Here is a 20124-nt window from a genome sequence, read left to right as displayed (position 1 = left end):
TACGACAGCACGAAAAACGCCCCTCCCGGAGGGAGAGGCGAAAGGGTCCGGCGGAGCGCCCCCGGCAGGACTCGAACCTGCGGCCAAGTGCTTAGAAGGCACCTGCTCTATCCACTGAGCTACGGGGGCCGGTGTGTACGGCGGTCGCGGACGGCTGAAGCCCCGGGCTCGGTGGTGCCGTGACCTTGCCGGGGACAAGGATAGGGCTCCGCGTACCTCGTCCCGGTTGCTTCACCTCCGTGACACGATGTGGAGGTTCGGTGAAGCGGTCCTGATAATCGCAGGCAGGTGCGATTTTCGCATCGTTTTTGACGCAGTTGGTATCGGGTGTTGTGTACTCGTTATGCCTGGGCCCCATACGCCACGCCTCGCGCGCCGTGGCCTATATGTTTCAAAATCACCCCAGAATTGGGCATTCTGCACGTGTGGCGACCTTGGACGTACGGCCCCGACTGCTTGACGCGCTGTCCGCACTGCGTGACCGCGTGGACGCCGCACGCTTCCCGCTCCCCCTTCCCGGCGCCGCCCGCGCCCGCCGTAACCGGGCCGAGCTCCTGGCGCAGCTCGACGACTACTTGGTGCCCCGCCTGTGCGCCCCCGAAGCGCCGTTGCTGGCGGTGGTCGGGGGGTCCACGGGGGCCGGCAAGTCCACTCTGGTCAACTCGCTGGTGGGGCGGAGGGTCACTGAGGCGGGGGTGCTGCGGCCGACAACCCGCACGCCAGTGCTGGTCTGCCACCCGGACGACCACCACTGGTTCGCCGGCCCCCGGGTGCTGCCCCGGCTCCAGCGGATCTGGGTGCCCGCGCAGGACGGCGCGTCCGGGGCGTTCGAGGCGGAGGGGGCGGACGAGGAGGCCGGGGCCGCCCCCGAGCCGGAACCGGCGGAGGACGGGCCGCTCGCCCTGCGGATCGAGACCGACCGCGCCCTGCCGCGCGGGCTGGCACTGCTGGACGCCCCCGACATCGACTCCCTCGTCGCCGGCAACAGGGAGGTCGCCGCCTCCCTGATCTGCGCGGCCGACATCTGGGTGCTCGTCACCACCGCGACCCGGTACGCCGACGCGGTGCCCTGGCACCTGCTGCGCACCGCCAAGGAGTACGACGTCACGCTCGTCACCGTGCTGGACCGGGTGCCGCACCAGGTGGCCGTCGAGGTGTCCCGGCAGTACGACGCGCTGCTGGAGAACGCGGGCCTCGGCGACGTCCCCCGCTTCACCATCCCCGAACTGCCCGAGTCCGCCGACGGCAGCGGACTGTTGCCCGCCACCGCCGTCGCCGGGCTGCGCGCCTGGCTCGCCCAGCGCGCCGAGGACCCGGCCGCCCGGCTCGTCGCGACAGCGCGCACCGCGCGCGGAGTGCTCTCCTCACTGGGATCCCGGCTGCCGGGACTGGCCGGCGCCTCGGCCGTCCAGCACGCGGTGGCCGTACGGACCCTCCAGCGCGTCGAGGACGCCTACGGACGGGCGGTCGAACGGGTACGGCGGGAGATCGCGGCGGGGGAGGCGCTGGCCGGGGACGCCCTCACCCACTGGCGCGGCTACCCGGACGACAGCACCCCGGACGAGCTGCTGACCGCCCTCACCGGTTCCGTCGTCGCGCTGCTGAGCTGCGCCGCCGACGCCGCGGACGAGGAGATCGCCGCCGCCTGCGCCGACGACCCGGTGGCGGCGGCCGCCCTCGCGCCCCCCGACCCCGACGGCGCGCGGGCCAGGATCGGCGTGGCCGTCCGCCGTTGGCGGCGCTGCCTGGAGGAGATCGCCGAGGAGGAGGTCCGCGCCGCCGAGCGCGACCGGGGCACCGAGAGCGAACGGACCGCCGCGCTGCTCGCGGCGGAGCTGCTGGGCGGCCGCCGGGCGGGCCGGGCCGGCGACAAACTCGCCGGGACGTTCGGCGCCCAGCGCGCGCTGCGCCTGCGCGACCGCGGGGCCGAACTCCTGACGAGCTGTCTGGAACAGGTCCTCGACTCCGAACGGGACCGCAGGGCGGCGCCCCTGGAGGCCCTGGAGATGACCCCCGAGCACCAGGTCGAGCTCATCGCCGCGCTGTCCCTGCTGCAGAAGGAGAGGTGACCGCCATGACCCCCGACGTACCTCCGTGCGCGCCCCCGAAGAACGGAGCGGAAGGAGGAGGCGGCAGGAAGGGGGCGGACGGGGACCGCTACTGGTACGACGGCGTGATCGCACGCCGCGTACGCCCGGAGCCCGCCCCGCGCCCCGGGCGCGCGGCACCGCTCGCGGACCCGTCCTCCTCCCCGGTGCCCCGCGTCGCCGCGCCCCCCTCGCCCGTCGGCCTGGCGCTGCGGCCGCGGCTGGACGCCCTGCGCGAGCTGGTCGGGCTGTCCCGGGCCCGGCTGGACCGGCACACCCTCGCCGAGGCGAGCCGGGTGCTGGACGAGGCCGCCGCCCGCCACCGCCACTCCCTGGACCTGACGGTGGTGGCCATCGCCGGAGCGACCGGAAGCGGCAAGTCCACCCTCTTCAACGCGCTGGCCCGGGCCCAGCTCTCGGAGGCCGGGGTGCGCCGGCCGACCACCGCCCTGCCCGTCTCCTGCGCCTGGAGCGACCGCGCGGAGGGGCTGCTGGACCGGCTGGGCATCCCGGCCAGGGCCCGGCGCACGCCCGTCCGCCCCTACGACCCGGCGCTCGCCGGGCTCGTCCTGCTCGACCTGCCGGACCACGACTCGGCGGCCGCCGGCCACCGGGAGCAGGTGGACCGGCTGCTGGCGCTGGTGGACGCGGTGATCTGGGTGGTGGACCCGGAGAAGTACGCGGACGCCGTGCTGCACGAGCGCTACCTGCGGCCGCTGGCCGGGTACGCGGAGGTGACGTTCGTCGTCCTCAACCAGGTCGACCGGCTCTCCGCCGACGGCGCGGACCAGGTCCTGGACGACCTGCGACGGCTGCTGGACGAGGACGGGCTGGCGCTCGGCGAGTACGGCGAGCCCGGCGCCTCGGTCATGGCCCTGTCGGCGCTGACCGGCGCGGGCGTGGGCGAACTGCGCGAGGCGCTGGGCACGTTCGTCGCCCGCCGCAACGCGGCCGAGCTGCGGCTGACGGCGGACGTCAACGGCGTGTCGGCGCGGCTGCGCCCGGCGTACGTGACGGACGTGCGGCCGGGGCTGACGGAACGGGCGCGGCAGGAGTTCGAGGACCGGCTGGCGGAGGCGGTGGGCGCCCAGGCGGCCGGGCTGGCGGCGGAGCGGGCGTGGCGCCGGGAGGCCGAGCGGGCGTGCGGGACGACGTGGACGCGGCTGCGCTTCGGCTACGAGCGCTGCAAGGGGCTCCTGGGCCTGGGCTCCGGCGGCCGGGCGGCGCTCGACGGCGACGGCCACGACACCGGCGGCCGGGGTACGGGCGGCGCGTCCGCGCCGCGCCGGACGGCGTCCCGGCCGCTGGTCGAGCAGGCGGTGCGCACCCTGGCGTACGAGGCGTCCGCCGGGCTGCCCGGCCCCTGGGCCCTGGCCGTCCGCGAGGCGGCGGGCCGGGGCGCGGAGGGACTCGCGGAGGCGCTGGACGCGGTGGCCGCCGCGTCGGCCCCGGCCCTGGTGCCGGGCACCAGGCGCGCGGGCGGGCGCCCCCCGGGCGGCGTGGCGGGCGCGGACGGCGGGCGGACGGGCGTCTGGCCCACGGACGCGGAGGCGGGCGGCGGGCTTACGCGTGGGGGCGCGGGGGCTCGGATGGTACGGCCCCGGTGGTGGGCGGCGGTGGCGGCGGGGCAGGGCGCGCTGTCGGCGTTCCAACTGATGGGGCTGGCGTGGCTCGTGGGGGCGTTCATGGGCGAGTTCGGCGGGCCGTGGTGGGTGCCGGTGGTGCTGGTGTCCGGCGGTGGCGTGGGCGGTCCGGTGCTGGCGTGGTGCGGGCGGCTGGCGGCGCGGGGGCCGGCGCGGGGGTACGGGCTGGAGACGGAGCACCGGCTGCGGAGCGCGGCGGCGGGCTGCGGGCGGGCCCGGGTGCTGGAGCCGGTGGCGGCGGAGCTGCTGCGGTACCGGGAGGTGCGGGCGCAGTTTGTCATCGCGGCGGGGGAGGGCTGAGGGGCTGGTTCGTCCCCTGTGGGTGACGGGGTTGTGCACAACCGCGGGGTTGTCCACAGCCCTCGGCGGGCCTCGCCGATCACGGTCACCATGGGCTCACGGACACGGGGGGAGGCGTTCAAGATGAACGAGACACTGGTGACGGTCGTGGGCAACGTGGCCTCGCAGCCCGACTACCGGGAGGCGGCCAACGGCTCGGCCGTCTCCCGCTTCCGGCTGGCGGCCACGGTGCGCCGCTGGGACCGGCAGCGGGAGGAGTGGGCGGACGCCCATACGAGCTTCTACACGGTATGGGCGTGGCGGACGCTGGCGGCGAACGTGGTGGGCTCGGTATCGGTCGGCGAACCGCTCATCGTGCAGGGGAAGTTGCGCGTCCAGGACCAGGAGCGCGAGGGAAAGCGCTGGTTCTCGGCGGACATTGACGCCGTGTCCATCGGGCACGACCTCACGCGCGGTACGTCGGCGTTCCGCAGAGTGTCACCGGCCAGGCCGCTGCCGATCGAGCCGGTGCGGATGGTGGCCGGGGGCGGCAAGGGGCCTCTCGCCGAGTCGGCGGAAGCGGCGGCCGCGTCTGTGGCACCCCTGTGAAATGCGGGTTTTGTCCCGGCGATTTATCGATAATCCCGGGCCGGAAACCTTGCGGGGGTAACGATTCCGATTCGGAACCGCCATCCGAAGGGATGTGCGACTTCCAAGTGATCACCGCTCCCTAAGATCACCCTCCATAGCAACGGGGGCTGCTGAGTTTTGAGTTGCCCTGCGGGGCGCGTCCGCGACGACCCGGAGCCGGTCCTCGCGAGATCCGCGCCCGCCCGAAAGGAAATCCATGAACTCTGTCACGAGACGGGGCGCCGCCCGTCTTGCCGCGGTGGTGCTGACGGCAGGGCTGGCCGTCGCCGGTACGGCCGCCGCCGCGGGCGCCGCGGTCGCGGACGAGGCGCCGCGGAGCCAGGGCGGCGTGTCCGCCACCCTCGGCCGGATCACGGCCGGCGGCCCGGCCGTCCTGCGCGAAGGCGGCGGGCGGAACGTCCTGGCCGGACTCTTCGAGATGAAGGTCGACGGCGGCGGGACCCTCCAGACCTACTGCGTCGACATCCGCACCAGCACCGTCGACGGCGCCAGGTACCGGGAGACCGGCTGGAGCGAGTCGTCCCTCCACGCCAACAAGAACGCGGGAAGGATCCGCTGGATCCTGGAGCACTCCTACCCGCAGGTCAACGACCTCAGCGCGCTCGCCAAGGCGTCCGGCGCCGGGACCCTCGACGCCAACACCGCCGCCGCGGGCACCCAGGTCGCCATCTGGCGCTACTCGGACGGCGTCGGCGTCGACGCCGGGAACCCCGCGGCCCAGAAGCTCGCCGACTACCTCCACAAGAGCGCCGAGGACGCCGAGGAGCCCAGGGCGTCCCTGGCCCTCGACCCGCCGGCCGTCTCCGGCAAGGCGGGCGGGCGCCTGGGGCCGGTCAGGGTCCGCACCGACGCGGGCAGCGTCACCGTCACCCCCTCCACCGACGCCGTCGGCAAGGGCGTGAAGATCGTCGACAAGGACGGCAAGCCGGTCACCACCACGACCAACGGCACCGAGCTCTACTTCGACGTCCCGGCCGGCACCCCGGACGGCTCGACCACGCTCCGGGCCACGGCCAGCACCAAGGTCCCGGTCGGCCGGGTCTTCGTCGGCGACCACACCAAGACGCAGAGCCTGATACTCGCCGGCTCCAGCGAGAGCACCGTCTCCGCCGGGGCCACGGCCAGCTGGGCCGCCAAGGGCGCGATACCCGCGGTCAGCGCCACGGTGAACTGCGCCCAGGGTGGCGTGGAGATCACCGCCGTGAACAAGGGCGACCAGCCCTGGACCTTCGACCTGGACGGCAGGAAGCACACCGTCGCGCCCGGCGGCACCGACACCGCCCTGGTGAAGGTCGGCGAGGACCAGCCCTACAAGATCACCGTCACCGGCCCCAACGGCTTCTCGAAGACGTTCTCCGGCATCCTCGACTGCAACACGGCGACGCCCGTCAACGCCATGAGCGGCCCCGGCAGGCCCGCCGCCTCGCCGAGCCCCGCCCCGGCGAAGAGCTCCGGCGGCTCCGGCGGCCACGGCTCGGGCGGTCACGGCACCGGCGGGTCCGCCAGCGGAGACCTCGCCAGCACCGGTGGCAGCACCGCGACGCCCAAGATCGCGGGCCTGGCCATCGTCCTCATCGTGGCCGGCGGCGGCGCCGTCTTCCTCCTCCGCAGGAAGGAGCCGTCCGGCCGCTAGCACGGCCCGCTCCACGACGTTCGGTGACCGAGTGGTTCCGCTCGGTCACCGGCACGTCACCCATAACGCGTTTCCGCCCAGGGCTTCCCGTACGGCAAGATGGGGTGTATCTGCCCTCACGCGGCGGAGCCGCACATTGGCCCTTCTCGACTGCCGGACGGTTTCTCTTGGCTGAGTACATCTACACCATGCGCAAGACGCGCAAGGCGCACGGCGACAAGGTCATCCTCGATGACGTGACGCTGAGCTTCCTGCCCGGTGCGAAGATCGGTGTGGTCGGCCCCAACGGTGCCGGTAAGTCCACCGTCCTCAAGATCATGGCGGGCCTGGAGCAGCCGTCCAACGGTGACGCGTTCCTGTCGCCCGGCTACAGCGTCGGCATCCTGATGCAGGAGCCGGAGCTCGACGAGAACAAGACCGTGCTCGAGAACGTCCAGGACGGCGTCGCCGGGATCAAGGGCAAGCTCGACCGGTTCAACGAGATCGCCGAGCTGATGGCGACCGACTACTCCGACGCGCTGCTCGAGGAGATGGGCAAGCTCCAGGAGGAGCTCGACCACGCCAACGCCTGGGACCTCGACGCCCAGCTGGAGCAGGCCATGGACGCGCTGGGCTGCCCGCCCGCCGACTGGCCGGTCACCAACCTCTCCGGTGGTGAGAAGCGCCGCGTGGCCCTCTGCAAGCTGCTGCTGGAGGCCCCCGACCTGCTGCTCCTCGACGAGCCCACCAACCACCTCGACGCCGAGTCGGTGAACTGGCTGGAGCAGCACCTGGCCAAGTACGCCGGCACCGTCGTGGCGATCACCCACGACCGCTACTTCCTCGACAACGTCGCCGAGTGGATCCTCGAGCTCGACCGCGGCCGCGCCCACCCCTACGAGGGCAACTACTCCACCTACCTGGAGAACAAGGCCGCCCGTCTGAAGGTCGAGGGCCAGAAGGACGCGAAGCGCCAGAAGCGCCTCAAGGAAGAGCTGGAGTGGGTCCGCTCCAACGCCAAGGGCCGTCAGGCCAAGTCCAAGGCGCGTCTCGCCCGCTACGAGGAGATGGCGGCCGAGGCCGACAAGATGCGGAAGCTGGACTTCGAGGAGATCCAGATCCCGCCGGGCCCGCGTCTGGGCAGCGTCGTCGTCGAGGTCAGCAACCTCTCGAAGGCCTTCGGCGACAAGGTCCTCATCGACGACCTGTCCTTCACCCTGCCGCGCAACGGCATCGTCGGTGTCATCGGCCCGAACGGCGCCGGCAAGACCACCCTGTTCAAGATGATCCAGGGCCTGGAGAAGCCGGACTCCGGCACGATCAAGGTCGGCGAGACCGTCAAGATCTCCTACGTCGACCAGAGCCGCGCCAACATCGACCCCAAGAAGACGCTGTGGGCCGTCGTCTCCGACGAGCTGGACTACATCAACGTCGGCCAGGTCGAGATGCCGTCGCGCGCCTACGTCTCCGCGTTCGGCTTCAAGGGCCCGGACCAGCAGAAGCCGGCCGGTGTGCTCTCCGGTGGTGAGCGCAACCGCCTCAACCTGGCGCTGACCCTCAAGCAGGGCGGCAACCTGCTGCTCCTCGACGAGCCCACCAACGACCTCGACGTCGAGACCCTCTCCTCGCTCGAGAACGCCCTGCTGGACTTCCCCGGCGCGGCCGTGGTCGTCTCCCACGACCGCTGGTTCCTGGACCGAGTGGCCACGCACATCCTGGCGTACGAGGGCGACTCCAAGTGGTTCTGGTTCGAGGGCAACTTCGAGTCGTACGAGAAGAACAAGATCGAGCGCCTCGGTGCGGACGCGGCCCGTCCGCACCGCGCCACCTACAAGAAGCTCACCCGGGGCTGATCGTGGCGCGCCACATCTACTCGTGCCCCCTCCGCTGGTCGGACATGGACGCCTACGGCCATGTCAACAACGCGGTCTTCCTGCGCTACCTCGAGGAGGCGCGGATCGACCTCATCCACCAGCTGAAGGCGGGAGCGGGCAAGGAGTCCTTCGTCGACGGGTCCGTCGTGGCCCGTCACGAGATCGACTACCTGCGCCCGCTGGTCCACCGGCCGGAGCCGGTGACCGTCGAGACGTGGGTGACCAAGGTCGGCGCCGCGTCCATGACCGTCTCGTACGAGGTCAAGGACGACGAGCAGGTCTATGTGCGGGCGTCCACCGTGATCGTCCCGTTCGACTTCGCCGCCGGCCGGCCCCGGCGGGTCACCGCCGAGGAGAAGGCGTTGCTCAAGACCTTCGCCGACGAGCCCGGGGAGGCCGTCGCCGCATGACGCAGCGGCTGTGCTTCGCCGACGCCCGGGAGGCGGCCGACCTGGCCGCCTTCCTGGCCCGGCTGATCCACTACGACCGGGCCGCCGCCGTCCGCCTCCAGGCGGGCGGCGGTGTCCTCGGTGTCTTCGGCCGTCCGCCGTCCTTCGAGGTCCTGGCGATCCGCACGGCCCGGCTCGCCGAGCCCGTCGAGCTGGACGTCACCGTCTCGGCGGGACAGCTCGCGGACGCCCTCGACGCCGGTGCCCCGGCGTCCTCCGGGGCGCTGGAGATCACCGTTCCCGAGGCCGTCACCGGCCCGCCCTGGGCCGGTGTCCTGCCGCCCCGCGGCGGCTGGCGGCGGGTCGAGGGCTTCCCGGGCGCGGAGGCCGTGCGGGGCGCGGTGGCCGCGGCCGTCGCGGAGTTCCGCGCGCGGGACGAGGCGCTGCCCGAGCACCGGCGCACGCGGGCCGAGCGGGACCGTATCGGGCGGGAGATCTGGTCCCGGACGCTCGGGGACACGGGGTTGCCGTTGCGGGCCGTGCACGCGGCCCAGTCGCTGGGGTTCTTGCGGCCGGCCGTGCGGGCCGGGGCCATGGCCGGCGGGGCCGGGCCGGTCACGGCTGCGGCTCCTGAGGAGCCGGTCCTTTTTGCGGCCCGGGGGTGGTTGCGGTTGCGGACGCCGTACGGGTCGGTCGCCGTGAGCGTCGGCCCCGCCGGGAGCGGGTTGCGGGGGCTTACGGTCACGCCCGCCTAGCGTTGGCTTGCGGGTGCGGGCCGTGGGTGGGTTTGTGCCCACCCGTTCCGCCCTGCGGAACGCCTGCCCACAAACCGGTCAGTCCACTGTGTTGATCATCGACGCTGCCGCGTACGTCATGTAGTTCCAGAGCTGGTGCTCCAGTTCCGGGGCGAGGTCGAGTTCGTCGACCGCGTCGCGCATGTGGCGGAGCCAGGCGTCGTGGGCGGCGCGGTCGACGACGAAGGGCGCGTGGCGCATCCGCAGGCGCGGGTGGCCCCGGTTCTCGCTGTACGTCCGGGGGCCGCCCCAGTACTGCATCAGGAAGAGGACCAGCCGCTCCTCGGCCGGGCCGAGGTCCTCCTCCGGGTACATCGGCCGCAGCAGCGGGTCACCGGCCACACCCTGGTAGAAGCGGTGGACCAGGCGCCGGAAGGTCTTCTCCCCGCCGACCTGCTCGTAGAAGGTCTGCTCGGGAAGCGTGCCGCGCGGAATCTCAATCACGCTTCCATGGTCTCAGACCCCCCGGCCGAGGACCGGAGTCTTACGACCCTTCCGGCTCCTCAGCCCCGCCGCACCGTGATCGTCGTCCACGCGCCCACGTGCACCCGGTCCCCGTCCCGCAGCGGCACGGGTACGTAGGGCTGGATCGCGTCCTCGGAGTCGTTGATCGTCGTGCCGTTGGTGGAGTCCTGGTCGACGACCGCCCAGCCCCCGTCCGGTTGCTGCACCAGCATCGCGTGCTGGTGCGAGACGCCCGGGTCCTCCGGGGGACGGGACAGGTCGATGTCCGGGGACTCGCCGGTGCTGTGCCGGCGCCGGCCGATGGTGACCTGCTGGCCGCTGAGGGGGAAGCGCAGCTCGGGGGAGTAGGCGGGCAGGTTCAGCCCGGCCGCCTCCGGGCCGCTGCGGTTCATCATCGACAGGAAGTACTCCCGGTCGGGCGCGACGACCGCGACCCAGCCCGCCGTCGGCGCGGGCACGGCCGGCTGCGGGGGCGAGGAGTCGTAGGGATCGTAGGTCTCGTAGGGCTCGTACGCGTACGGGTTGTGCCCGGCCGACGGCGCCTGGGCGGCCTGCACGGCGGGCGCGGGCGCGTCCGGCGGGGTCAGCACCCAGTCCTCGTCCTCGCCGAAGGGCGGCGCCAGCGGCTCGGCCGGGCGGTTGACCCGCGACGGCCGGGAGCCGGTGTACTCGAAGCTCGGCGGCGACTGGGTGTGCTGCGCCGGGGGCGGCGGGGCCGACTGGAGGGGCTGCGGGGGCGGGGGAGGCGACGCGTAGGGGTTCGCCGACCGGGTGACGAAGTTGTAGCGGCACTCCTCGCAGAAGGGGGCCTGCGCCTCGCGGGGGGTGCGGCACTGCGGACAGAGCTCCGCCTGGACGGTGGCGTCGCCGCCCGGGTAGCCGTAGCCGCCGGTGCCGCCGGCCGAGGGCGGCGCGGTGGGCGGCGGTGGGACGGCGGCCGGGGGACCGGGCGGTGCCGTGGCCGCCGACATCCGGTGGCCGCACACCTCGCACCAGTCTGCGGCCTCCGACGGGTGGCCGTTCGGGCAGGTCGGCATGTCGGTCTCTTCCCCCTCTGGCGGTTGCTTCTCGGCGCTACTTCTTGACGCGGACGGTCTTGGTGGAACGGGTTTCCAGCGTCATCTCGGCCTCCTCCGAGACCTTCGCCTTCAGCCGCACAGTACCGTTCGCCGCGTCCACGACGTCCACCACCTTCGCAAGGAGTTTCGCGGTGTCCGCGTGGCCGGAGCGGCTGGCCAGCTGGACGGCCCGGCCGAGCTTGGCGGTCGCCCCGTCCACGTCCCCCGCCTTGCGCAGGTCCAGGCCCTGCTGGATGGCCAGGGCCAGCTCGGCCTGGCCCGTGTAGTGGGCCACCTGGGGGCTGATGGCCGTCGACGCCTCCAGGTCGTCCGTCCACACCGCCCGGATCAGGCCCTGGGCCAGGACGTGCGGTGACGAGCCGTCGGAGGTGGGCAGCACCAGGGACACCCGGGCGGCCAGCATCTCCTGGCCCACGTGCGCGCTCGGCACCCGGACGCAGACGTGGTAGTCGCGGGACTCGTCCCCCCACGCGCCCGTCGGGTAGTCGCCGGAGCGCGGCCCGGACTCCTGGCGGCGGTCCGTCAGCTCCTCCATGGTGGGCGCGACCTGCTTGACGAAGACGACCTCGGCGCCCTGCGGCGTCCACAGCCGCAGCGAGACGTCCGCGACCTCCTTGCCCATGACCGTTTCCATCATCCGCGTGAAGTCCTCGGCCAGGCCGGCCGGATCGGCGACGATGTCGGCGCTGCCCAGCAGGGCGGAGGCGATGCCCGTGACCTCCTTGACCTCCCAGTCCGTCCCCACGCCCCGCGCGTCACAGGTGAACCGGCCCGCGCACGCGTCCAGCGACGCCCGCAGCGCGTCGGGCTCCTCGTGCTCGTTGCGGCCGTCGGTGAGCAGGATGCCGTGACGTATCGCCGCGTCGGAGGAGGACAGCAGCCGGTCGGCGAGGCGCAGCCAGGTGCCGATGGCGGTGCCGCCTCCTGGACTGAGCTTGCGCAGCGCCTCCTTGGCCTGGCCACGGGTCATGTCGTCGGCGACGGCGAGCCGCCCGCCGGCCGGATATATCTCGCGCGCCTGGTGGGTGCCGCCCACCACGGCGAAGGCGACGCCGTCGCGCAGCGCGTCTATGGCGGCGGCCGTGGCCTCGCGGGCGCTGCGCATCTTGGCGGGCGGGTAGTCCATCGAGCCCGAGCAGTCGACCATCAGGACGACGGCGGCGTCCGGGACGCGGGGGCCGGGCACGACCGCGCCGGTGTCCGTGTCCGCGCCGGTGGAGGTCACCGTGACGATGGCGTTGACCTCCCGGCCCCCTTCCGGGAGATTGACGTTCTGGTACACGTCGACGGCGAACCCGGGCACGTTCGGTTTGGCGAAATGGGCCATCTGATCCGCTCCTTCGTACGTACTCCACGTGGTCGGCACGGGCGTAGCGGCGGGGCGGACGGACGGCGCGGCGCCGGAGCCCGGCACCGTGCGTGGATCCCCCCGTGGAAACCGCGGCGCGTCAGGCCGATCCTGCCCCTTCGGCCCGGGACGGGAACGGCACCACTGCCACTGTTACGTTGTCGTGGCCCCCTCCGTCCAGAGCGTGGGTCAGCAGACGGCGTGCGCACTCCAACGGCCGGGAGCGGGCGTCGGCGGGCACGACGGACGCCATCTCCTCGGCGGACTCGGCGTAGTTCCACAGCCCGTCGGTGCAGACGATCACCACACCGGGGCGGTCGAGGTGGTACGAGGCGGTGTGCGGCTCGACCTCGTAGGCGTCCGCGCCGAGCCAGCCGGTGATGGCGTGGGCGCGCTCGTCGGCGTAGGCCTCGGCCTCCGACATCAGGCCCGCCGCCACCATCTGGGCGGCCCAGGAGTCGTCCTCGGTGAGCCGCGCGGGCTGCTTGGAGCGGTCGTCGGGCACCCAGTAGGCGCGGCTGTCGCCGACCCAGCCGACGGTCAGCAGGTCGCCGGTGACGACGGCGCTGACGATGGTGCAGGCGGGGGCGTTCTCATGGCGGTAGTGGCCGTGCTCGCGCGGCTCGTGGCCGGGGGTGGTCAGGGCGGCCACGGCCTCGGCGGCGGCCACGACCGCCTCGTGCGTGGCCTCCTTGGGGGCGGTGCCCCGGGACAGGGCCGTCACCAGCGAGTCGTGGGCGGCCTCGACGGCGGCGGCCGACGCCTCGTCGGGGCGGGCCGCGGACGACACGCCGTCGCTGACGACCGCGACGACGGCCGGCGGCCGGCCGGGGAGGTCGGTGGTGGACACGGCGTACGCGTCCTCGTTGCGGTGGTGGCGCAGGCCGCGGTCGGTGACCGCCGCGACGCCTGCCGACTCGTGCTCCATGTGATCCCGTTCGCGCGGCTGTGCATGTCCGCAGTGTTCGCAGTACCCGTCGTTGTCGATCATGCCCGACCGGCAGGCCGCGCAGGGCCCGGCGGGGCCCGCGCCACGCGCCGGCTGCGCGGGGACGCCGGCGGCCGGCGGGGCGAGCCGGTAGTCGTCCGCCTCCCGCGCCACGGACGTGTCAGGCCGCCGCCATCCCACCGCCCGTGGGTCGTCGGGCGCGGGCGGCACCGCCGAGAGGTCCACGCCGCAGCCTCCGCAGAAGTTGTCGGCGGGTTCCAGCGGCTCCTGACAGGCGGGGCACGCCGTCAGTTGTGGGGGCAGTTGCGACATCGATCACACCCATGTCCTGGGGCGGTAACGGTTGGCCCGTTCCACCAGTTCGATCCGTTCCTCACCGCGCTGGGCCAGCCGCGCGAGCATCCGGTACGAGCGTTCCAGCCCGAACCGCAGCTCCCGTTCGTCCAGCCCGCTGCCGAGCAGCACGGGCGGTCCGCCCGGGGGCGCGGGGGCGGTGCCCGGCGCGCCGCCCTCGCGGCCCGACAGCACCCAGTCCAGCGCGGTGCCGAGCACTTCCGTCGACAGCCGTTCGCGCCGCACCGCGTCCAGGCCGAGCTCCGTGAGGCCCGCCACCTGGCCGGCGGCGGCCCGCAGGTCGTCCAGCAGCGGTTCCGCGGCCGAGCGCCCCCGAAGCCGGGCCCGTACCGCCGCGACCCGGGCCGCCGTGCAGTGGATGGACGCCGCCGGCACGGACTCCAGGGCCGCCACCGCGCCCGCGCGGTCCCCGGCGGCCAGCCGCACCCGGGCCAGGGCGAACGCTGCCCCGACGAAGCCCGGGTCGGTCACCCACACCAGGTGGTAGTACTCGGCGGCGTTGTCGAGCTGCCCGAGCACCTCCGCGCACAGCCCGAGGGCCAGCTTGGGCGCGGGCTCCCCGGGGAAGGCGTCGTAGACGGCGTCGAAGGACAGGGCCGCCGTGGCGTGGTCGCCGACGGCGAGGGCGTGGACGCCCCGGTGCCAGACGGTGCGCCAGTCGTCGGGGCTCGCGGCCTCCAGCGCGGCGAGCGCTCGGGACGCCCGCTCGTCCTCGCCGAGCTCCAACTGGGCCCGCACCCGCCGCAGCCGCAGCTCCGGCGACTCGGTCGGCGCGGCCTGGAGCGCGGCGTACAGCTCGGCGGGCTGCGAGGCGATCAGCCCCGCGAGGAAGCCGGCGTTGGCGTCGGCGGGGTCGACGAGCGGAAACGGCAGCGCGAGCGCGGCGGCCCGCGCGTCGATCGGCCGCAACGCGGCGCCGCCCGCCGCCGGGGCGGTCGCGCCCGGGCCCGACCCGGGCAGCGCGCCGGAGGCCGCCCCCGGGCGCCCTCCGGCGGATGTCGGCCCGGTGCCCGTGCCGGCCGTTCCTGCGGCGCCCGCCGCCGAGCCCGGCGGAACGGCGCCCGCGCCGCCCCGGCCACGCGGCAGGCGAAGGCGCGGCCATCCGTTCCGGCGGGGCGCCGGGACGCGGCCGCCCAGGGCGGACACGTCGCGGTCGCACTCCTCGAACAGCACCGTGTCCACCACGCGCGGCTCCGGGCCGAAGAGCGTGGACAGCGCGGGGCGCGGGGCGCCCGTCTGGAGGGCCACGACCTCCCGCAGGACGCCCGTCAGCTGCTCGGCCATCTCGTCGGCGGAGGCGAACCGCCGGGCCGGGTCCGGGTCGGTGGCCCGCACCAGCAGCCGGTAGAAGGACTCGTAGCGGGTGAAGACCTCGATGTGGTCCGGGGAAGGGAGGCTGTCCACGAAGACGTTCGTGTAGCCCTGGAAGTCGAAGGTGAGCACGGCGAGCGTGCGCGCCACCGTGTAGAGGTCGGAGGCGACCGACGCGCCCAGTTCGGCGATCTCGGGCGCCTGGTAGCCGATCGTGCCGTAGATGGGGCTGTCGTGGTCGTCCATCCGGCGCACCGCGCCCATGTCGATCAGCTTCAGCTGGTCCTGCTGCTGGATCGCGTTGTCGACCTTGAAGTCGCAGTACAGCAGATTGCGGCTGTGGAGGTGCCCCAGCGCCTCCAGCGCCTCGATGCCGTACGCGCACGCCTGCTCGACCGGCAGCGGGTCGCGGCGCCCGTCGGGGTGGCGGCGCTCGTTGGCGATCTCCTTGAGGGACTTGCCGCCGACGTACTCCATGACGATGTAGCCGTCGAGGCTGCCCGTGCGCTGGTCGAGGTGCTCGACGAAGTTGTAGATGCGGACGATGTTGGAGTGCTCGATCTCCGCGAGGAAGCGCCGCTCGGCGACGGCCGCGGCCAGCGCGTCCTCGTCGCCGGTGTCGAGCAGGCCCTTGAGGACCACCCAGCGGTCGGCCACGGCCCGGTCGATGGCCAGGTAGATCCAGCCGAGCCCGCCGTGCGCGAGACAGCCCGCCACCTCGTACTGCCCGCGCACCACATCGCCGGGGCGCAGCTTCGGCACGAAGGAGTACGGGTGGCCGCACTTGGTGCAGTAGCCCTCCGTGCGCCCCGCCCGGTGGGGGCCCGAACGCCCCACGGGCGCGCCGCAGTCGCCGCGGCTGCAGAACCGCTTGCGCTCGGGCACCTCCGGGCGCTCCAGCACCGCCGCCCGGGGGTCGGGGCGCGGCACGCCCGGCATGCTGACCAGGCCCGCGCCCAGCTTGTTGCGACCGGCGCCGGACCCGCCGGACGCCCGGCTGCGCACCGAGACGGACCGCGTCGCGACGCCCGTGCCGCCGTTCACCGAACGCGTCAGCCGCCCCGACACCGACCGGCGGGACCCCGACGACCGCGACGACGGCCGTGACGACGAGCCCGACGACGAGCGCGAGGACCCGGACGAGCCCGACGAACCCGACGAGCCCGATGACTTCGACGAGCCGGACGACCCCGAACCGCCCGAGCCGCCCCGGCCGCCCGCGTGGGTGATCCCCGTGGCGGGCGAGGCGATCTGCCCGCCCGGCGCCACGACGGGGGCGAGACCGCACGTGTCGCAGTACAGCTCGCCGTCGCCCACGTCCTCGTAGCGGCCCGCGCAGCCCGGGCGCTGGCACTGCTCACCGGTCACGCGTCCCCCCAAGCCCGTCGGTTCCCGAGGCGGCCGAGCCCTGCGGGGCCGGCGCCCCGGCCACGGCCCGCTGATAGCGCAGCACCGCCTGCTCGGCGGCGACGAGATCGCAGGGCGCGCTCCACAGCATGCGGCGCGCCACGTCGTACCGCTCCACGACGAGACCGTCCTCCGCCAGGCCCAGCCGCGCGGCCTTGGCCTTGTACGCGTCGAGCCGGCCGCGCAGCTCGGCCCGTACGGCCAGGGGCGCCGTGACCGCCGTCAGCGACTCGCGGGCACGCAGCAACTCCTCCTCGGCGTGCCGCTCCAGGCCCTCCAGGAGCGGGGAGAGCCGGTGCCACGCGGCGCGTCTGCGGTACTCGACGGCCGTCTCCAGCTGCTCGTAGAGCACGGTCGGCGGGCCGGAGACCACGGGCACCTCATAGGCGGCGATCTTCGACAGGACCTCCATCCGGGCCCGGCGGGCCTCGCCCAGGGTGCGGTCGGCGCGCGAGAGCACGTCGCGCACGCGCATCAGCCGGCGCTCGGCGTCCTGGCGGACGTCGAGGACGGCCTCCACCTCCCGGCGCACGTCCTCCAGGGCGCGCTCGGCACGGTCGTAGCGGGCGGTGTCGGGGCGGCCGCCGGGCGCGGAGCTGGGCGGGGCGCCGGTCCAGAAGACGAGCGGATCGGATATCACCTCGGACCGCAGCGCGGCCAGTTCCATGGTGAGGCGCTCCAGGTCGTCGCCCGCCGGGTGCTCGCCCGGCAGGACGCCCACGGAGTGGGCGAGGGAGCGGACGCGCCCGAGCTCGGCGGCGAGCAGGTCGATCCGGGTGGGCAGGGCCGACCAGACGGCGTCGGCGATGACGAGCACGTCCAGGGCCTGGGCGTACCAGGAGTTCATCCGCTCGACGAGCTCCGTCAGGCTCAGCCGTTCGCTCAGCCTGGCCGCCACGCCCAGGGTCACCAGGCCGGCCTGGGGCGGGCCGGCGGGCAGGGTGACGGCGGTGCCGCGCAGCAGGTCGGTCAGCTCGGTCAGCTCGCCCGAGGTGGGCCAGCGGCGGCGGCCGCGCAGCTCACGGGCCGCCTCCAGGGCGTCGGTGTAGGCGTCGAAGTACACCCACAGCTGGGTGATGAGCAGCTCGGTGGACTCCCACCGGCTCCTGGTGACGCCGGTCAGCTCCGCGCCCTCCAGCAGCCGCCGCCCGGCGTGGTCCTGGAGGGCGAGCAGGGAGGACTCGACCGCCTCGTGCTCCGCGCCGAGCCGTGCCAGCGCACGGTCCACCTCCTCGCGGCTCAAGGTCGGCCCGGTGGGCCCCGCGACCACCATCGGTCCCCTCTCCTGTCCCGCGGCCGGTGCCGCGCGCGAACGGTGTGGTGCTTCGGTCCTTCCGTGCCGTCAGTCCCGGTACCGGGGCTCCGGCGGAGCGGTGATCCCCTGGAGGTCGGCCGCCAGCCACTTGCGGTACGCCAGCATCCAGGGGCTCGCCTCGCCGCCCCGGCGGTAGTCCTCCAGTACCGCGTTGACCCGGCGTACCAGGTCTTCGTCCTTGAGGTTCATCGCCACGCCGTAGGACTCGGTGGTGAACGGTTTGCCGACCAGTCGCACGGACGGGTCCTGGGCCGCCTGTCCGGCGGCCAGGGCGCTGTCGGTGATCACCGCGTCGACCTGTCCGAGCTGGAGCCGGACCAGGCAGTCGAGCTGGTTGGGCACGGTCAGCACGGACGCGCCGTGCGACTCGTTCTTCAGCTCGCTCTCGCCCGTGGATCCCTTGGCCGTACAGACTTTCTTCCCCTCCAGGCTGTCGTCGAACGCCGTGACCGGTGAGGCCTTGGGGGCCAGTACCTGCTGCCCGGCCTCGAAGTAGGCCGTGGAGAAGGCGACTTGCCGGGCCCGGTCGCAGTTGATCGTCATGGTGCGCGCGATGATGTCCACCTTGCCCTTTTCCAGGGCGGGTATGCGCTGGTTGGTGGGGATCGCCAGGAAGACGACCTTGCCGGGGTCGCCGAGGACGGCCTTGGCGATGGCGTGGACCAGGTCGATGTCGAAGCCGCTGAGCTCGCCGGTGGCGGGGTCGCGGTAGCCCCAGCGGTAGCTGTTCTGGTCGACGCCGGCGATCAGCCGGCCGCGTTCCTTGATGCGCCGGACGGCCGGCCCGTCGGCCGTCGACGGGCGCAGGCTCGCCTCCGGGGCGACGCACGTCGCGGGCGCGCGCACGGCCGCCGCCGGCGCGGCCGCCGGGGTCCGGGCCACGGGCCCGGCGGGGCGCGCCGCCGGCAGGACGGCCGCGCCCACGGCGACGGCGAGTGTCCACACACAGGCCGTCACCACGGCCCCGGCCCTGGTTCCGCGTCGTCCGCCCATCGCCGTCCCTCCCCGCCTCACCGGTACTCCGACAGCCTGCGGCCGATGCCGAGCACGGCGCCCGCGGCCCCGAGCACGGCCAGGACGGCGGCTCCGGCCGCGAGCCCCGTGAACGCGCCGCGCCCGTCCCCCGCCGCCCGCCGGAAGTCGTCCTCCTCGTGGGCGAGGGCCCGGCGCAGCGCGGTGTCCACCTGGTCGAACGATTCGCCGGTGCTGCCCCGGGCGCTGCCCTTCTCCCCGATCACCTTGGCGAGCGCCTGGCCGTAGTACCCGCCGACGTCGGCGGTGCGGGCCTCGCCGTGCCGCTGCTGCCACTGTTTGACGTCATGGATCGCCGCCAGCACCGGATCGCGTCCTTCCGAGCCGTCCGCGAGGGAGCGGGCCCGGCCCAGGAGGCTGTCGGGGGCGGGCTCGCCGGAGGCGGTGACGTCGCCGCCGATCAGCTTGCGCATGCCCGTGCGGTAGCTGGCCTCGTAGGCGTCGTCGCCCGCCGGGGTGAGCACGGCGCCCCGGGCCACCAGGGTGAGGCTCTCGTCGCCCCGGGCCTGGAGCGAGGCGATCCGGGCCTCGCTGAGCACCTGGAGGGACTTGGCCCCGTTCTCGTAGGAGTCCGTCAGGTCCGCGCGGGCCACGGCGTGGCCGACGGTCAGCCACAGCAGGACCACCGCGCCGGCGGCGGTCCCGGCGAGGAGGCCGTGGTTGAACACCCGGTTGGTGCGCAGGAAGGTGCGGCGCTGGGCCCAGCCGAGGGCGCCGAGGGCCACGACGCCCGTGGCGAGGGCCGTCCAGGGCCAGGACTTGGCGTCCGCGTAGTCGGAACGGAGGCGTCCGGTCTCGGCCTCGTAGAGGGCGCGAGCGGCCGGCAGCAGATCCTCGCGCATCCGGTCGCTGGCGTAGCGCAGATAGGCGCCGCCCAGGGGCAGGCCCTGCCGGCCCGCCGCGCGGGCGGACTCCACCAGGCCGGTGTAGACGGGGAGTTGCTGATTGAGCCGGGCTATCTGCTCGCGGGCGGAGCTGGAGCCTCCGGTGTCGGCGGCGGCCTTCACCAGGAGCTCGGAGGCAACGCCGATGTCCTTCTCGTAGCGCTGGCGGACCGTGCGGGGCTCGTCCCGGCCGGCCAGGAACCCGGCGGCGGCGGCCGTGTCGGCGTCGGCCAGCGAGCGGTAGATGTCGGCGGCGTCGGCGCTCAGCGGCTCGCTGCGGTCGATCACGGCGTCCGCCGCCGCCGACCGGTCGGTGACCTGCCAGGCGGTGACCGCGCCGAAGGCGACCAGCAGCGCGGCCAGGACCGCGCCGATCACCCTGAGTCTGCCGGGCTCCGTCGTGGCCGCGTCCGCGATCCGCTCCAGCCCCTCGCGCCACGCGGTGCGCCGCGTTCCCGGATCCGGCTGCGCTGGTGACACGTGACCTCCCCCTCGGTCGCCGCGGCCCGCTGTCCCCCGGGCGGCGGGGAACGGGTGCCAGGCCAGCAGTATGGCCGCAGGGACTGACAAACACACCGGTTGTGCATCGATCTTGCACGGGTCGTGAGCGTCGCCCGGGTGTCCGTTTCGGCCTTTCACCTCATTTCACGC

The 20124-nt window shown here is 74.1% G+C and carries 16 protein-coding genes and 1 tRNA gene; 8 read left to right on the top strand and 9 right to left on the bottom strand.

All coding sequences use genetic code 11. From position 1 onward, the window contains the following. Positions 1-56: 56 nt before the first annotated feature. Positions 57-129: transfer RNA gene (locus IE096_RS16810), tRNA-Arg, on the bottom strand. A gap of 305 nt (positions 130-434) precedes the next feature. Here IE096_RS16810 and IE096_RS16805 point away from each other — a divergent pair. From IE096_RS16805 to IE096_RS16775, 7 genes are all read left to right on the top strand, one after another. Then, a complete protein-coding gene (locus tag IE096_RS16805; protein ID WP_189452835.1) occupies positions 435-2069 on the top strand; it encodes a dynamin family protein in 1635 nt (544 codons plus the stop codon). Between the two features lie 5 nt (positions 2070-2074). Further along, positions 2075-4030, top strand: a complete 1956-nt coding sequence (locus IE096_RS16800) for a YfjP family GTPase (RefSeq protein ID WP_189452441.1) — start codon at positions 2075-2077, stop codon at positions 4028-4030. 123 nt (positions 4031-4153) lie between these two features. Continuing rightward, complete coding sequence (locus tag IE096_RS16795) at positions 4154-4618, top strand: single-stranded DNA-binding protein (protein WP_189452439.1); 465 nt, start codon at positions 4154-4156, stop codon at positions 4616-4618. Positions 4619-4856: 238 nt separating this feature from the next. Continuing rightward, positions 4857-6293, top strand: coding sequence for a Cys-Gln thioester bond-forming surface protein (locus tag IE096_RS16790; protein ID WP_189452437.1), 1437 nt, complete (start codon positions 4857-4859; stop codon positions 6291-6293). Positions 6294-6460: 167 nt separating this feature from the next. Next, the gene (gene ettA, locus IE096_RS16785) at positions 6461-8125 is read left to right on the top strand and encodes an energy-dependent translational throttle protein EttA (RefSeq protein ID WP_189452434.1); all 1665 of its coding nucleotides are present in this window, start codon (positions 6461-6463) and stop codon (positions 8123-8125) included. 2 nt (positions 8126-8127) lie between these two features. After that, complete coding sequence (locus IE096_RS16780) at positions 8128-8556, top strand: acyl-CoA thioesterase (RefSeq protein ID WP_189452432.1); 429 nt, start codon at positions 8128-8130, stop codon at positions 8554-8556. Then, complete coding sequence (locus IE096_RS16775) at positions 8553-9290, top strand: DUF8010 domain-containing protein (RefSeq protein ID WP_189452430.1); 738 nt, start codon at positions 8553-8555, stop codon at positions 9288-9290. The genes IE096_RS16780 and IE096_RS16775 overlap by 4 nt, the downstream gene beginning before the upstream one ends. A 78-nt stretch (positions 9291-9368) precedes the next feature. Here IE096_RS16775 and IE096_RS16770 read toward each other — a convergent pair whose 3' ends face one another. The 5 genes from IE096_RS16770 to IE096_RS16750 form a co-directional block, all read right to left on the bottom strand. Next, complete coding sequence (locus IE096_RS16770; RefSeq protein WP_189452428.1) at positions 9369-9773, bottom strand: globin; 405 nt, start codon at positions 9771-9773, stop codon at positions 9369-9371. A gap of 59 nt (positions 9774-9832) precedes the next feature. Further along, a complete protein-coding gene (locus IE096_RS16765; protein ID WP_189452425.1) occupies positions 9833-10831 on the bottom strand; it encodes an FHA domain-containing protein in 999 nt (332 codons plus the stop codon). 37 nt (positions 10832-10868) lie between these two features. Continuing rightward, positions 10869-12200, bottom strand: coding sequence for a vWA domain-containing protein (locus IE096_RS16760; RefSeq protein ID WP_189452424.1), 1332 nt, complete (start codon positions 12198-12200; stop codon positions 10869-10871). A 121-nt stretch (positions 12201-12321) separates the two neighbouring features. Then, positions 12322-13482 (bottom strand): protein phosphatase 2C domain-containing protein, encoded by a 1161-nt coding sequence (locus tag IE096_RS16755; RefSeq protein WP_189452421.1) that lies wholly within the window; start codon positions 13480-13482, stop codon positions 12322-12324. Positions 13483-13485: 3 nt separating this feature from the next. Next, positions 13486-15774 (bottom strand): serine/threonine-protein kinase, encoded by a 2289-nt coding sequence (locus IE096_RS16750; protein ID WP_506005072.1) that lies wholly within the window; start codon positions 15772-15774, stop codon positions 13486-13488. On the opposite strand from IE096_RS16750, the gene IE096_RS32240 reads away from it, so the two are divergent. Continuing rightward, positions 15773-16162, top strand: a complete 390-nt coding sequence (locus IE096_RS32240; protein WP_444544782.1) for a hypothetical protein — start codon at positions 15773-15775, stop codon at positions 16160-16162. The two genes, IE096_RS16750 and IE096_RS32240, sit on opposite strands and share 2 nt — an antisense overlap. Before the next feature lie 30 nt (positions 16163-16192). Here the strand turns inward: IE096_RS32240 and IE096_RS16745 are convergent, their stop codons facing one another. From IE096_RS16745 to IE096_RS16735, 3 genes are all read right to left on the bottom strand, one after another. Beyond that, positions 16193-17515, bottom strand: a complete 1323-nt coding sequence (locus tag IE096_RS16745; RefSeq protein ID WP_189452417.1) for a coiled-coil domain-containing protein — start codon at positions 17513-17515, stop codon at positions 16193-16195. Positions 17516-17584: 69 nt separating this feature from the next. Continuing rightward, positions 17585-18550: a glutamate ABC transporter substrate-binding protein gene (locus IE096_RS16740; protein ID WP_189452415.1), complete on the bottom strand. Its 966-nt coding sequence runs from the start codon at positions 18548-18550 to the stop codon at positions 17585-17587. Positions 18551-18567: 17 nt separating this feature from the next. Continuing rightward, the gene (locus IE096_RS16735) at positions 18568-19953 is read right to left on the bottom strand and encodes a GlnX family signal transduction membrane protein (protein ID WP_189452413.1); all 1386 of its coding nucleotides are present in this window, start codon (positions 19951-19953) and stop codon (positions 18568-18570) included. Between the last annotated feature and the right edge of the window lie 171 nt (positions 19954-20124).

This window comes from Streptomyces abikoensis, assembly GCF_014648775.1.
GTDB classification, from domain to species: Bacteria; Actinomycetota; Actinomycetes; order Streptomycetales; family Streptomycetaceae; genus Streptomyces; species Streptomyces abikoensis.
This window is presented reverse-complemented; position numbering and strand designations above follow the sequence as displayed.

Bases quoted from the DNA above. Each gene is read 5' to 3' on its own strand.
- IE096_RS16745 (WP_189452417.1), bottom strand. From the start codon at position 17,515: ATGGTGGTCGCGGGGCCCACCGGGCCGACCTTGAGCCGCGAGGAGGTG.
- IE096_RS32240 (WP_444544782.1), top strand. From the start codon at position 15,773: ATGCTGACCAGGCCCGCGCCCAGCTTGTTGCGACCGGCGCCGGACCCG.
- IE096_RS16795 (WP_189452439.1), top strand. From the start codon at position 4,154: ATGAACGAGACACTGGTGACGGTCGTGGGCAACGTGGCCTCGCAGCCC.
- IE096_RS16740 (WP_189452415.1), bottom strand. From the start codon at position 18,550: ATGGGCGGACGACGCGGAACCAGGGCCGGGGCCGTGGTGACGGCCTGT.
- IE096_RS16790 (WP_189452437.1), top strand. From the start codon at position 4,857: ATGAACTCTGTCACGAGACGGGGCGCCGCCCGTCTTGCCGCGGTGGTG.
- IE096_RS16750 (WP_506005072.1), bottom strand. From the start codon at position 15,774: ATGCCGGGCGTGCCGCGCCCCGACCCCCGGGCGGCGGTGCTGGAGCGC.
- IE096_RS16775 (WP_189452430.1), top strand. From the start codon at position 8,553: ATGACGCAGCGGCTGTGCTTCGCCGACGCCCGGGAGGCGGCCGACCTG.
- IE096_RS16755 (WP_189452421.1), bottom strand. From the start codon at position 13,482: ATGTCGCAACTGCCCCCACAACTGACGGCGTGCCCCGCCTGTCAGGAG.
- IE096_RS16760 (WP_189452424.1), bottom strand. From the start codon at position 12,200: ATGGCCCATTTCGCCAAACCGAACGTGCCCGGGTTCGCCGTCGACGTG.
- IE096_RS16765 (WP_189452425.1), bottom strand. From the start codon at position 10,831: ATGCCGACCTGCCCGAACGGCCACCCGTCGGAGGCCGCAGACTGGTGC.
- IE096_RS16800 (WP_189452441.1), top strand. From the start codon at position 2,075: ATGACCCCCGACGTACCTCCGTGCGCGCCCCCGAAGAACGGAGCGGAA.